Origin of the sequence: Peptoniphilus pacaensis (assembly GCF_900088125.1) — a bacterium.
Classification (GTDB): Bacteria; Bacillota; Clostridia; order Tissierellales; family Peptoniphilaceae; genus Aedoeadaptatus; species Aedoeadaptatus pacaensis.
On the sequence record NZ_FLQT01000003.1, the window covers coordinates 363,037 to 376,610 of the forward strand.

Here is a 13,574-nt window from a genome sequence, read left to right on the forward strand (position 1 = left end):
AGCTGCTTTTTTTGTTGCACTTCAATTAATTATTCAAGGCAATAAAAAAGACCCGGCGGGGCCGGATCTTTGGATCCCCCACAGGGCCGGGCTTCGTTTAATTCAGACCCGCCCTTATAGTAAAGGTGGGTAATTTGCTAACTACGTCTAACTTCCACTCAGTGGAGGCTTGTTATAGGTAACTAGACACAATTTCCCGTGTCTGATTTGTCGGTTGAATTAATAGAAGGTATCGAACCGCGCAGGGGTTATTTGATTTATCTATATTATACTACGATGCCCTTTCTTATTCAAGAATGGCGGGAGCCTAAAGCACCCATTCCGCGTCGATCTTCACGTCAACGGAGCGGCTCACCAGCCGGTAGATGGGATTCACATCTTGGGCTTTAATCAGGAGGGCGTTCAGCTCCTCTTCGTCGCCGTCGGCGTAGTAAAAGAGCTTCACGTGAATGGACTCGATGTCCGGCGGATCGTCGTAGCCCCGCACGGGAATCATGCGCAGGGGATTTTTCAAGCGAGCGTGAAGGATGCCTTCGATTTCGTCCATGACAATCCCCGCCTGTTTAAATTCTTTAATGGCGGTGTGGATCATGGATGAGAGGAGGCTTCCCAGAAAGTAGCTCATGGCGGTGACGCCGTCGTATTCGTTGTCGAAGCTCATGGTGCAGCCCACGGTGAGCTCTTTTCGGTCCGTGTAGAGGCGCACTTCCTTTAGGTCCTGACAGGTGCCCCGCATGCTCATTTCGAAGACGTGGGCTTCGTCGGGTTTGTCTACCTGCTTCGCCGCAGAGGATTTTATTTCGCCGGAGGAGTTACGCATAGCGTGCCCTCAAGTTTTCTTTCACCGATTCCAGCACGGCGAGTTTTTCTTCGATGTGTTCCAGCTCGTTAACGGGCTTTTTCGCGAATGTGGCAAAGCCGCAGTCGGGATTGAGCATGATCCGCTCCTTGGGCAGATATTCCATGACCTCTTCCACCCGGGCGATGATCGCCTCCGCCGGCTCGGCTTCGTCGCTGCGGGGATTCATGACGCCGAGGCCAAGAGTGGCGTCTTTAAAGATGTCGTGGCCTTCGAAGAGGGATCCGATGCTCCCGGCGCGGTCCGTGGAAAATTCCAGGAAGTAGATGTCCGCCTTCACGGCTTCGAAGAGATCCAAGAGGGGCGTGTAAGGGCCCGTCAGAAGAATGGTTTCGTCCTTGCTCCAATTGCCCCGGCAGACGTGGAGGCCCACTTTGGATTTGCTCCGGTCGATGGTCTTAAAGACCGATTGAATCAAGTGGGTGGCGAAGGCCAGCTCTTCCGTGGGATCTTTCTTTTCCGACAGGGACGCGCACATAAAGGTGCGGGTGTGGGCGGGAGAAAAGACCACTTCCGTGAGCACGGGCTCGTCGAATTGAATGATGTCCACGCCCATGGCCTGCAACTCTTCAATCTCTTCTTTAAAGACGCGGATCACGTCTTCTCCCAGGGCTTCCTTGGAATCGTAGAAGTCGTCGGAAAGGCCTTTGAGCCACATGGAGCGAGTGACCAGATAGGGCCCGGGCAGGGTGATTTTGATCTTGCGGTCCGTGAGTTTTTTCATGGCCTCCAGCTCGCCGCCGACCAGGGAGCGGCTGCGCTTGATCTTGCCTTGGCAGATGGCGTTTTTAATGCTGTTGGCCGGCACGTCCAAAATGCTCAGCATGTCTTCGTAGGCTTTTTTGTCTTCGATATAGGGAAGCATGTCGCTCATGCTCATCATCTCCACGCCGTCCAATGCGCCGGCGATAAAGGAGACGTAATTGTCTCGGCCCTGTTCCCCCGAGGTAATGTAGTCCACGTCGTAGGCCTCTTGCAGGCGCACGACTTTTTCCGTGCCCGCCGCCACCATGGCTTCGTAGCTTTCCCTGTCCAGTCGCCCCTTGGACACGTCCCGAGCGGCCTTTAAGAGGGCGTTGCCTCTGGGCATGGAGCCCATTAAGGATACTTCAAACATAAATCCTCCTTTAAAAAAAGACAGACTCAGGAGGCGGAGATTTGATCCTCTTCGCCTCCCGTCTGTCTTTATTTTATACCTTGATGCCCTTCTTATTCAAAGAAGTTCATGTAGTCGACGGCTTTTCTGATTTCGGTGAAATTCGTGGTGCGGCCGTCTACCCATTCCTTTAAGCCTTCCAGATCCAGGATTTCCTTGTCCCGTTTCTTGCTGTAGTCCATGGTCTTTAACACGGCGTTGAAAGCTTCAATGTCTTCGTCTGCCACGCCTTCATGGGCGGTGAAGATGCAGTGGTCGAAGCCGTTGGTCTTGCCGATGACTTCCAATTGATTGCCGTCTACGGTGCCGTCGGCGGTCCATGCTTTGTAATTGCCTTCGATGGCAAAGCCCGCCACGTTTTCGCCGGCTTCCACGGATTTAATGGCGTCCAATTCGCCGCCGGTGTGGTCGCCGTCTAAGCCGACGCCGATGTCGTAGCGCACTTCTTCGTAGTCCTTACCGAATTCCATGCCGTTTTCCCGGAGGTATTGAATGGGAATCAAACGGGCTTGAGGCGAGTCGATGGCGCCGAATGCCACTTTCTTGCCGCGAAGATCTTCCACGGATTTAATGCCGCTGTCTTTTTTTGCCACGAGCACCGTGTGCAGATCTCTGTCCGTGTCACGCATGAGGCCGTATTTTACCTTGCCTTCCATGCGCAGCTCCGCTTCCCGATTGGCCAAGGGGGAGTTCCAAGCGATGTCGATTTCCTTGTTCATCAAAGCCTTCACTTGGTTTCTGTAGTCGTCGAAAAAGACTGGCTCGATTGAAATGTCGTGGCCTTGGTCTTCGATGAATTGGCGAATCATGTCCCAGATAACCGTGACCTTGGGATCGTAAATAACTGCGCCTACTTTTAATGTTTTCGTCATTGTCTCATCCTTTCTCAAAACAAAACGGGCGATGCATAAGACTTCGCCCGTATTTATACCCAATTCTTACGGAATCATTTGGTCCGTTAAGACGGAGCCGATCCATTGATGGAGAACATCTACACTCGGTGCCATGACTTGACCTGCAAGGCCGTCTGCCAGGTAGCGAGCAAAGTTTCTGTATTGGCTGTATGCGCGGCCGCCGCCGATTAACATACCTAAGCGACCGGATTCCACGACGTTTTCGATGGCGATGACGCGGGCTGAAAGAATTTTTATCAAGGCGTCTTCGTCGCCGTTACGTGCTGCCAATGCCGATGCACGGCAAGCGGATACGCCGGCGTTGGCGTTGTTGTAGATCTTGGAAATGTGAAGCTTAATGGTATCCACATTGGCCAAAGTGGAGCCGTCGGGGAATTGTCTGTCCATGGCGTGCATAATGGCTTCTCTTGCAATGGCTTCGTTTAAGCCGCAGTAGACGGCTGCAAGGCCTTGAACGAAAGGAGGAGCGGCAAAAGCAAACATTTGTTCCATGCCGGCGCCGTTATCGCCAACGCGGTATAACTCATCGATATACATGTCTTCCATGTACATAGGGCAGGATACATTGCCCTTTAAGCCGATGCCGTTCCAGCGATCCATGCGGAAGGAAAGGCCCTTGGAGTCCAGAGGTATGCAGAAGTGGTCCGTGTCGGCGCGACCTTCGCCGGTCTTGGCAATAAGAATGTAGTAGGACGCATATTCAGCGGAGGTGACCATGCTCTTGGAACCGTTGATTACCCAGCCTTCCCCGTCTCTCTTGGCGGTGGTATCAGGATAGTGGAAGTAGACGCCGGAACCGGATTCGGAATAAGCCAAAGCCAGGATCTTGCCTTCGTTAATGACTTCGTCGATGATTTGTTTCTTTAATTCGTCTTTGGCTACGCTTAAGATGACGTTTAATCCCACATTGTGCATCATGTAGCAGAGACCGACGGTAGCCGATTCTTTGGCGAGGGCGCGAACGACTTCAGCGTGATCATAAATGTCGCCGCCGAGGCCGCCTTCGGATTCGGGAATGATCAGCTTTAAGAATCCTTCGGCATATAATTTTTCGAAGATGTCTTTCGGGAACTCTTTGGTTTCGTCGATTTTTCTTCCAACGGGAGCCACGTATTTTTCCGCAAACTCGCTGGCTTTTAAGTAATAGTCCATTTTAACCTTTCTCCTTTTTTAAGCTTATGTTCACATCCGACGATCAGGGGCATTGCACGACACCGCCGTGGGGCGGATACGCCTCCGAAAAAATATTTTCGGCTTGACGAAAACTCAAATGCATACGCACCCCGTATACTCTATTTCTATCACGCCCCGGGAACCCGGTCAAATTTTAATTTTCAATGGAAAAAATGAACTATTTGTTTTTTCTATAGATTAAAAAATCTTCCTCTTTGTCCCCTTTCCCGCTCCCAATATTTCGCAGATTTAATTAAAAAAAACGGGCGATGCAAATGCCTTCGCCCGTTATTATACTCATTTTTTACGGAATCATTTGGCCCGTTAAGACGGAGCCGATCCATTGATGGAGAATGTCGACACTCGGTGCCATGACTTGACCTGCGAGGCCGTCTGCCAGGTAGCGAGCGAAGTTTCTGTATTGGCTGTATGCACGGCCACCGCCGATTAACATACCTAAGCGACCGGCTTCCACGACGTTTTCGATGGCGATGACGCGGGCGGAAAGAATTTTTGCCAAAGCGTCTTCGTCGCCGTTACGTGCTGCCAGTGCCGATGCGCGGCAAGCGGATACGCCGGCGTTGGCGTAGTTGTAGATCTTGGAGATGTGAAGCTTAATGGTGTCCACATTGGCCAAGGTGGAGCCGTCGGGGAATTTTCTGTCCATGGCGTGCATAATGGCTTCTCTTGCGATGGCTTCGTTTAAGCCGCTGTAGACGGCTGCAAGGCCTTGTACGAAGAGAGGTGCAACCAAGGTCAGGATTTGTTCCATGCCGCTGCCTTCGGTGCCGACGCGGTGCAGTTCATCGATAGGCATGTCGTCCATGTACATGGGGCAGGATACATTGCCCTTTAAGCCGATGCCGTTCCAACGATCCATGCGGAAGGTAAGGTTCTTGGAGTCCACGGGGACACAGAAGTTGTCGGTGTCGGCGCGGCCTTCGCCTGTCTTTGCGATGACCATGTAATAGGATGCGTATTCGGCGGATGTAACCATGCTCTTGGAGCCGTTCAGTACCCAGCCTTCGCCGTCTCTCTTGGCGGTAGTTTCGGGATAGTAGAAGTTAACGCCGGAGCCGGATTCGGAATAAGCCAAAGCCAGGACCTTGCCTTCGTTAATGACTTCGTCGATGATTTGTTTCTTTAATTCGTCTTTGGCTGCGTTTAAGATGACGTTTAATGCCACATTGTGCATCATGTAGCAGAGACCGACGGTAGCCGATTCTTTTGCCAGAGCGCGAATGATTTCAGCGTGATCGTAAATGTCGCCGCCGAGGCCGCCTTCGGATTCGGGAATGATCAGTTTCAGGAAATCTTCGGCATATAATTTTTCGAAGATGTCTTTCGGGAACTCTTTGGTTTCGTCGATTTTTCTTCCAACGGGAGCCACGTATTTTTCCGCAAACTCGCTGGCTTTTAAGTAATAGTCCATTTTAACCTCTCCTTTTTTAAGCTTATGTTCACATCCGACGATCAGGGGCATTGCACGACACCGCCGTGGGGCGGATACGCCTCCGAAAAAATATTTTCGGCTTGACGAAAACTCAAATGCATACGCACCCCGTATACTCTATTTCTATCACGGGTCGCTTACACGGTCAAATTGTAATTTTCAATGAAAAAAATGAACTATTCTCTTTTTCTATAGATTAAAAAATCTTTCTCTTTTCCCTCTCTCCCCTTCCCTTTATTCCGCGGATTCCTCTAAAATTTTCTTCCATGCCTCGGGCATGGGCGAGGTGAGGCTCATAAATTTTTTTGTTCGCGGATGGATGAAAGACAGTTCGCACACGTGGAGATGCACCTGCCCTTCGCCGCCGCCGTAAAGCTCGTCGCCTAAGACGGGATGACCGATATGGGCCATGTGGCAGCGAATTTGATGGGTGCGCCCCGTTTCCAGCTGAAGCTCCAAGAGACTTACCTTTCCTGCTACCAGAGGCCGGTAGCGGGTCAAGGCCTCTGGCCCGTCGGGGCGGACGATCCGCACCAGGGAAGCCTCGCCTACGCCTATGGGTGCATCGATGGTGCCGGCTTCCCGCACTTCCCCCTTCACCAGTGCCAGGTAGCGCTTGTTTTTCGTGTGATCCTTCGCCAGCCGCCCGTAGGCGTAGGGATTTTTCGCCACGAGGACGAGTCCCGTGGTCTCCCTGTCCAGCCGCCCCAACATACGCACCTTTCGCTTCAGGTCGATGGATGTAAAGTAGCCGGCGATTTCGTTGGCCAGGGTGTGGTCGGGATACATGCGGCAAGGCATAGAGGGGATCACGCCCTTGTCTATGACGAGGAGGTCTTCGTCTTCGTAAATGATCTTTTGCCTGAAAGGTGCGGGCACCAGATCCGTGGCCTCATCTTTAAAGGACACGGCGATCGCATCTCCCGCATCCAGGGGCGTGGATTTAAAAATCACCTCGCCCCGCCGCCGCACCAGGCCCGCGAGAAAGGCACGGCGCAGGTGACCGTTTGAGAAGCCGACGCTTCTTAAAAATGTATCCGCCCGCTTCACCGGCGCCTGCGTAATAAATTTCATGGCCTCTGTACTTTTCATTTTTCTCCTTTTGCTTTACCATATAAGTGAAGGACTTTTTCTAAAGGAGGTGATCTGATGACCAACCCCATCATAAATATTATTTCGAATTCTAATTTTGAAAGTCGAAAAACCACCAAGTGGCTCATTCAAAAATTGAAACAGCACCAATTTATGCCGACCACCAATCTGTCTCCCAAGGCGGAGCTGACCATTACCGTCGGCGGCGACGGCGCCTTTATTAAGGCGGTGAATCGCACGAATTTTTCTTCCACGCCCATCGTGGGCATTAACACGGGCCACTTGGGTTTTTATCAGGAAATCAGCCCGGAGCAGTTGGACGCTTTTATCGACGATTATAAAAATAAAAATTACCACATCGAGGCCCTGCCCATTTTAAACGGGGAAGTCTATACCAATCAAAAGAAGTATTACGTGCAGGCCATTAACGAGGTGGTCTTAAAGGCGCAAAATTCCAAGGTGATTCACATGAATGTCTTCGTCGATCGAAACCATTTGGAAAAATTTTCCGGCGACGGCATGCTCGTGGCCACGCCTTCGGGCTCCAGCGGTTACAATCTTTCCCTCGGCGGCAGCATGATCCATCCCCAAGTGGAGGCCATGGTCCTGACGCCTATGGCGGGAATCTCTTCCCAAAGCTACCGCTCCTTAAAGACCTCCCTGGTCATTCCCGGCGAGCACGTGATCTCTCTCGTGCCCGAGCGGCGCTACACCAACAGCAATCTCATTCTCGTCGACGGCAGGGAGCACAGCTACAGCCAGCTGAAGCGGATCAATATTCGCTTTTCCGAAAAGCGGATTCAGAAACTGGTCATCGAAAACAATTACTGGGATAATATTAAGAGTAAATTCCTTTAAAGGAAGCCCCGCGGGGCTTTTTTTATTGCCACGAAAAAAGAGCCCGGCGGCTCTTTATTTTTCCTCCATCACATCCAACATGACGCGGTATTCCGATTCGATGATTTCGCTCCAGGCGAAGCGCTTGATTTGTTCGTAAACAGCGTCGGGGAAAGCTCTGTCTTCTTTCACCGCCAGCACTTGTTTTTCCAGCGCCGCTTCCAGGCCTTGAACGTAATCGTCGATTTCCAGTTTGTGGGGCTGATCCGTGTTGTAAAGTTGGGGCAGCTTCACCACTTCCACCACATCGCTGGCCAAGACCTCGTCGCCTAAGAGTTCCATAAGGCCGTCGAGCTCCGATGTGACCAGGCGCATGCGACAGGCCAAGGCTTCGATGGCGATGAGCCCCAGGCCTTCGTAATAGCTGGGCAGCACGAAGATATCGCAGGTCTTCATGTGGGCGCCCAGGGCCTTTTGATCGATGACATTGTGGATCTTAAAGCCCTCTTTGTAGTGAGCGCATTCGAAGATGCGGTCTTTTCGGTCCAGGCTCTCTTCACCGATCAGCTCCATATCCACTTCGGGATACTTCCGCTTCAGATTGGGATAGGCCTTGGCCAGCTCGTAAACCCCTTTGGCCCGGGAAAGCTTGCCGGCGTAAATAATTTTGATGCGGTCGTCGTGGCGCCAAATGCCCTGATCGTTAAAGACGGCTTCGTTGTAGCCGCCGCCCATGACCGTGATCTTGGATTCGTCGATGGCGAACATGCGGGCGATGGCGGCCTTGTCTTTCTTCGACAGGGCGAAGACGTGGCGCAGCTTGTTCATATTGGCGGTGTAAGCTTCCATTAAGTCTTCGTGCTTTTCTCCCTGGCGCAGATCCGTGCCGTGGCAGACGCCGATGACGGGCACGCCGTCGAAAATCTCAAGCACCATATCCGTCAGATACCACAGATGGTGGGCGATGATGAGATCGGGCTTAAACTCCTCCTTCGCCGCCTCCAGCCGCTTGCGAAAGGCCCTCCGCCAGATTTCCACTTTCTTCGCATCCATTTGGGAATAGACCGTGTTGTCGTAGGGCATTTCGTCGCTCATGCCGGCGATGGGAAAGGGCACGTCGTCGGTGTTAAAGGCCACCGGGTATTGCTTTTGGTGAAAATCGAAATGGTAGGGCGATTGAATGCCGTAGACCAGGGCGTTTTCCACGCCCTTCTTTTCCAGTCCGTTGACCAGATTCGAATAATAGACGCCGCTTCCCGTGCGTGTGGGCAACTGCGCCAAGGTGTGTAATACTCTCATGTCCCCTCCTACTGTTTCTTGCCGTACATGGATTTGTAACGGGCGATGTTTTCGTCGTTTAAAAAGTCGTTGGCCGCGTTGATTTCCTGAAAAATCTTCGTCGTGTCTTCCTCGGGATTCAGGTCCGGGTGATATTTTTTGGCGAGCTTTTTATAGGCCAGGCGAATTTCATACTTGTCGGCATTCACATCGACGCCTAAGCGGTGCACGGCGGCCTCGTATTTCTCCTTAAAGCCCCCGTCGTATGCGCCGTAGCTTTCCTGATTATAGCCGCCGCCGAAATCGCCGTAGCTTCCCTGATAGCCGCCGAAATTACCCTGATTAAAGAAGGCTTCGAACTGGCGGCGAAACATTTCTTCTTCCATGCGGGCCCGCTCTTCCTGTTGACGGCGGCGCTCCGCTTCGATTTTCCGTTCGTAGCGTCTGCCGTAGTCCCCCATGGTTTCGTAGGTCACGTCTTTGCCCAGAAGGTAGTAGTCCGCCCGCTCGTAAAAATATTCCGTCGCCATGTACTGCAGGTACTTGAGCCGGCTTACGGCAAAGGAGCCGATGACGGGGAAGATTAAAATCAAAAGCACGATGCTCCCCCAGGGCATCCCCCCTCGAGAAGAAAAGCTCATGGGAATTAAAAAGATAAAGAAGAAAAGGCAACCGCCGAAAAATAATACCGACAGAAGCAGGCTGCGAAACGAACGGGTCAGCTCCGTCAAAAGACTGAACAGCCCGATAAAAAATTCCAGCACGTAGTCGATGGCCGTGCCCACGTATTTAAAAAAGTTTCCGTAAAATTTATTCATGTTCCCTCCTGTGCCGTTCCATAAAGGCCAGATCCTCCAGGACCAGGTCGTTTTCGCCGGCCAAGGTTTCCAAATGGTGGGTCAGTTCGTGGTAAAGGGTCTCTTTTAATTTTTCCGCGATTTCCTCGTGGGAGTAATAGCTGTACAGCGCCATAAAGGAACCGTAATACAAGACGATACTCTTGCCCATGGGCTCGGATTTGTAATGGCCCATGACGTAAAGGTCCGAATAGGTCTCGTCGCGCATTTCTTCTCTGGAAAAAATCACGCCGCCATTGAGGCCGCGGAAATATTCTTGTGGCAGCTCGTCCACCAGGTCGTCTAAAATCGACGCCATTTCGTCAAATCGATCGTCCATACCCCACCTCCTGATCTTTCATTATATGAGATTGAAGGCAAATTATAAAGCACAGGAGAAAATCTTCGACTTCTCTTCGCTTTTCGAAGTTTTTCCATTAAAAAAGGCGAAGCCGAAGCCTCGCCATTTGTTTACAGTTGATTTCTCAGTTCCGGGTGTTTGTTGTGGCGTCCCACAAAGCTCAGGATACCGACGATTAAAAGCACGCCGACGATGAGGGGAATGTAGGGATCTTGAATAAAGCCCGCCAAGATGTAGCAGACGGAGCTCACCGCCGCCACGGTTAGGGCGTAGGGCAGTTGGGTGGATACGTGGATAACGTGATTGCATTGAGCCCCCGCCGAGGACATAATGGTGGTGTCGCTAATGGGCGAGCAGTGGTCGCCGCAGACGGCACCTGCCAGGCAGGCACTGAGGCCGATAAAGAAGAGGTGTTCTTCCACGCTGAACATGCTGACCACGATAGGAATCAGAATCCCGAAGGTGCCCCAGCTGGTGCCGGTGGCAAAGGCCAAGAGGGATGCCACGATAAAGATAACCACGGGGAGGAAGAGTTGCAGACCGCCCGCCACATTGCCCATGGCATTGCCGACGAATTCCGCGCTACCTAAAAGGTCGTTGGAAATATTCTTCAGAGCCGTGGCCATGGTAAGAATCATAATGGCGGCCACCATGGAGTTAAAGCCTTCCGTCAAGCAGTTCATGGATGTGTTGAAGCTGATGACGCGGCGGATGATCAAATAGGTAATGGTAAAGAACAAAGTAATGGTGGCGCCCCAGGGAAGAGCCACGGTGGCGTCGGTGTTGCCGAAGGCGCCGACGAAGTCGCCGGCAAAGCCCGATTCGGGATCGAAGAAGCCGCCGACGTAAATCAAGGCCATGACCGAGGTGACGATGAGGAAGATAATGGGGATTACCAGGTCAAAGAGGCTGGCGCGATCCGACGTTTCCACGGTGTGCACTTCTTGTTCCAATGCGGAAATGTCTTCTCCCTCGAGAACCGATTCTTCGTAGCGAAGCATGGGGCCGTAATCGTCCCGTCTCCAGATTAAGACGATGACGAAGACCAGGGTCAGCAGGGAGTAAAAGTTATAGGGAATGGCACGGACAAACATGGTGATGCCGCTCATGCCCGTGCCTTCCGCATAGCCCGACACGGCCGCCGCCCAAGAGGAAATGGGGGCGATCATACAGATCGGCGCCGCCGTGGCGTCGATGATGTAGGCCAGCTTGGCGTGGGAGATCTTGAAGCGGTCGGTGACCGGTCGCATGACGCTGCCCACGGTTAGGCAGTTAAAGTAGTCGTCGATGAAAATTAAAATGCCGAGGAAGAAGGCCGCCGTTTGCGCGCCCCGTCTCGATGTAATGTGTTGGGACGCCCACTCGCCGAAGGCCTTGGTGCCGCCGCTGCGATTGATGAGGGCGACGAGCATGCCTAAGAGCACGAGGAAGAGGAAAATCCCCGCCGTGCCCGAGACGGCGTTAATGAGGCCGTCGTTAATGACGTGGTCCATGGTGGTGGTAAAGGAGCCGCCGCCGGCTAAGACCGCGCCGACGAAGATCCCCGTAAAGAGGGAGGGGAACACTTCCTTGGTAATCAGGGCCAGGGTAATGGCCACGATGGGCGGAAGCAGGGACCAGGCCGTGGCATGGGTGTCCACGCCGGAGGCCGCCACGGCAAAACTGCCGCCGATGGCGACGATGCCGAGGATTAATGCGATGATAAGATTGCGTTGATTGTTCATAGAATCTTCCTTTCTTGTTTTTCAATCGAAAAAAGAGCCATGATACTATCATGACTCTTGCTTTTTTACATACGAAAATAAAAACTCAAAAGGCACGATAGCTCTCCGTTCCGTAGAACGACAGTACGCAGGATATTCTCCGACGTCCCGGTGAAGGATACCTGTGGACACAAGCATCCGACCCTCGGCACCGCACCCTTTCGCGGACATCCATTGACCGGGGATTTCCGTTACTGATGTGAAGTGCGCCTCTATCATGTGGATTCGATTGTTGAATATGAGTATAGCAGACAGATATAAAATGTCAAGGAAAGATTTAAGCTTTTTTATAAAACGACCAAGCTCGCTCCCATGACCATCATGCCGAATATAAGGCCCAAGAGGGACAGGTGGGTCTCGCCGTAGGCACGGGAGGCGGGCAAAAGCTCGTCGAAGGAGATCAGCACCATGATCCCGGAAATGGCGCCGAAGACCACGCCGAACAAGGTGGGCGTCAGGAAGGGCCGCAGCAAAAGATAGGCCAGGATGGCGCCGATGGGCTCGGACACGCCGCTTAAGAAGGTGAGCCACAGGGCCCGCTTCTTGTCTTTCGTGGCGAAGTAAATAGGCGCCGCCACGCCGATACCCTCGGGAATATTGTGCATGGCGATGGCGATGGCGATGGAGACGCCCATGGCCGGGTCGAGAAGGCTGGTCATAAAGGTGACCATGCCTTCGGGGAAGTTGTGGATCCCGATGGCCAAGGCGCTCTTTAATCCCACTTGCTCCAGGGCCAGCTCGTGGCTCCTCTCTTCCATCTCCTCTTCCGTTTTAATTTCGTGGGGCTCGTCGGCTTCGGGCACCAAGTGGGAGATCAGTCCGAAGACGGCCATGGAGCCGAAGAAAGAAACCAGCACCATCCATTGGGCCTTGGCGTCGGACATGGTGGTCATGAAATTTTCCTGAGCCATGGGCATCATTTCCATAAAGGAAATAAAGATCATGACGCCGGCGGAAAAGCCCAGGGCAGCCGAGAGAAATCTCTTGTTGTCGGACTTGGACAAAAATACGATGAACGCCCCGAGCATGGTGGCGAGACCGGCAAGGGCGGTACTTATAAATGCAATGGCGACATTAGACATGGTTACTCCTCTGTTTCTTTGCCGATAGCGGCACAAACGACTTAACAGTGTTTTATTGTATCATATTTTCACGCAAAAAACGCCCCTCCGAAGGGAAGCTCGGAGAGGCGCTTTTATTTAACGAAAGAGTCGGGCGGCTTCGTCGGTAAGCCGTTTTAAAATCAGGGACTGTACGATGATTTTAATGACCAGCATCAGCCCTTGGAAGGGGAGCTTTGCCGTGAACAAGGCGCCGTAGGGGCTGCCCGTCAGCATGTGTACCCACACGGTACCCAGGCAAATATTGACCACCACCGTGGCCACCACATTGGCCAGGATAATGCGCTTTAGCGTCAGCTCTTTCTTGTAGAAGAAATAGCCGTAGATGACGGCGCCTAAAAAGGCATTAAAAGTAAATCCCGGGAAATAGGGGCCCGTAGGCTTGGTAAAAAACCCGATGAGGTCGGCTACGGCCGCCGCGATCCCCGAGGGGATGGGCCCTGCCACCGCCGATGCCAAGGTGACGGGAATAAAGGAAAAGCTGATCCGTTGCACATTGCCCAGATCGATGCCCAAGGTGCGCGTAAAGACGATTTGCAGCGCCACCATCACCGCCAAAAAGGCCAGTTTCTTCGTATTTAATTGTTTCATTTTTCCTCCTTAAGCTGCTTAAGAGGACAGCAGCGGATGCGGCAGAAGATAGCGAGCCTCTTCACTCTTCGTTTGAGAGCAACTTCCCATCTCTCAACACTTAACGCCTTCTGCCTACTCTACTTACGAAACAATTATAA

At 52.4% G+C, this 13,574-nt stretch carries 13 protein-coding genes, 1 other RNA gene and 2 riboswitches; of the genes, 1 reads left to right on the forward strand and 13 read right to left on the reverse strand.

The genetic code is table 11. The features are described from left to right. Nucleotides 1-71: 71 nt before the first annotated feature. The 7 genes from ssrS to BN7444_RS01870 all read right to left on the reverse strand — a co-directional run bounded on the left by ssrS (nt 72) and on the right by BN7444_RS01870 (nt 6,647). A non-coding RNA gene (ssrS, locus tag BN7444_RS01840) (6S RNA) lies at nt 72-251 on the reverse strand. 56 nt (nt 252-307) lie between these two features. Continuing rightward, nucleotides 308-820, reverse strand: coding sequence for an OsmC family protein (locus BN7444_RS01845; RefSeq protein WP_068454953.1), 513 nt, complete (start codon nt 818-820; stop codon nt 308-310). Next, nucleotides 813-1,976: a cobalamin-independent methionine synthase II family protein gene (locus tag BN7444_RS01850; protein ID WP_068454960.1), complete on the reverse strand. Its 1,164-nt coding sequence runs from the start codon at nt 1,974-1,976 to the stop codon at nt 813-815. The genes BN7444_RS01845 and BN7444_RS01850 overlap by 8 nt, the downstream gene beginning before the upstream one ends. A 92-nt stretch (nt 1,977-2,068) precedes the next feature. Continuing rightward, complete coding sequence (locus BN7444_RS01855; RefSeq protein ID WP_068454963.1) at nt 2,069-2,887, reverse strand: phosphate/phosphite/phosphonate ABC transporter substrate-binding protein; 819 nt, start codon at nt 2,885-2,887, stop codon at nt 2,069-2,071. A 66-nt stretch (nt 2,888-2,953) separates the two neighbouring features. Then, the gene (locus BN7444_RS01860) at nt 2,954-4,081 is read right to left on the reverse strand and encodes an acyl-CoA dehydrogenase family protein (protein ID WP_068454966.1); all 1,128 of its coding nucleotides are present in this window, start codon (nt 4,079-4,081) and stop codon (nt 2,954-2,956) included. A gap of 325 nt (nt 4,082-4,406) precedes the next feature. Continuing rightward, nucleotides 4,407-5,534, reverse strand: coding sequence for an acyl-CoA dehydrogenase family protein (locus BN7444_RS01865; protein ID WP_068454969.1), 1,128 nt, complete (start codon nt 5,532-5,534; stop codon nt 4,407-4,409). 255 nt (nt 5,535-5,789) lie between these two features. Beyond that, on the reverse strand, nt 5,790-6,647 hold the full coding sequence (locus BN7444_RS01870; protein ID WP_068454972.1) for an RluA family pseudouridine synthase: 858 nt from the start codon (nt 6,645-6,647) through the stop codon (nt 5,790-5,792). A gap of 57 nt (nt 6,648-6,704) precedes the next feature. Between BN7444_RS01870 and BN7444_RS01875 the strand changes: the two genes are divergently transcribed. Next, nucleotides 6,705-7,505 (forward strand): NAD(+)/NADH kinase, encoded by an 801-nt coding sequence (locus BN7444_RS01875; RefSeq protein ID WP_068454975.1) that lies wholly within the window; start codon nt 6,705-6,707, stop codon nt 7,503-7,505. A 54-nt stretch (nt 7,506-7,559) separates the two neighbouring features. On the opposite strand, the gene BN7444_RS01880 is transcribed toward BN7444_RS01875, so the two are convergent. The 6 genes from BN7444_RS01880 to BN7444_RS01905 form a co-directional block, all read right to left on the reverse strand. Then, the gene (locus BN7444_RS01880; protein ID WP_068454977.1) at nt 7,560-8,783 is read right to left on the reverse strand and encodes a glycosyltransferase family 4 protein; all 1,224 of its coding nucleotides are present in this window, start codon (nt 8,781-8,783) and stop codon (nt 7,560-7,562) included. Between the two features lie 8 nt (nt 8,784-8,791). Continuing rightward, entirely contained in the window at nt 8,792-9,580 is a 789-nt protein-coding gene (locus BN7444_RS01885) for a J domain-containing protein (RefSeq protein ID WP_068454980.1), read from the reverse strand. Beyond that, the gene (locus BN7444_RS01890; protein WP_068454985.1) at nt 9,573-9,938 is read right to left on the reverse strand and encodes a metallopeptidase family protein; all 366 of its coding nucleotides are present in this window, start codon (nt 9,936-9,938) and stop codon (nt 9,573-9,575) included. The genes BN7444_RS01885 and BN7444_RS01890 overlap by 8 nt, the downstream gene beginning before the upstream one ends. A gap of 131 nt (nt 9,939-10,069) precedes the next feature. After that, the gene (locus BN7444_RS01895) at nt 10,070-11,683 is read right to left on the reverse strand and encodes a Na+/H+ antiporter NhaC family protein (RefSeq protein ID WP_068454987.1); all 1,614 of its coding nucleotides are present in this window, start codon (nt 11,681-11,683) and stop codon (nt 10,070-10,072) included. Nucleotides 11,684-11,773: 90 nt separating this feature from the next. Then, nucleotides 11,774-11,945, reverse strand: a riboswitch (Lysine riboswitch). Nucleotides 11,946-12,009: 64 nt separating this feature from the next. Beyond that, nucleotides 12,010-12,804: a zinc transporter ZupT gene (zupT, locus tag BN7444_RS01900; protein ID WP_068454990.1), complete on the reverse strand. Its 795-nt coding sequence runs from the start codon at nt 12,802-12,804 to the stop codon at nt 12,010-12,012. Between the two features lie 117 nt (nt 12,805-12,921). Then, nucleotides 12,922-13,434, reverse strand: a complete 513-nt coding sequence (locus tag BN7444_RS01905) for a folate family ECF transporter S component (RefSeq protein WP_068454993.1) — start codon at nt 13,432-13,434, stop codon at nt 12,922-12,924. Nucleotides 13,435-13,462: 28 nt separating this feature from the next. After that, nucleotides 13,463-13,558: riboswitch (THF riboswitch) on the reverse strand. Nucleotides 13,559-13,574: the final 16 nt, after the last annotated feature.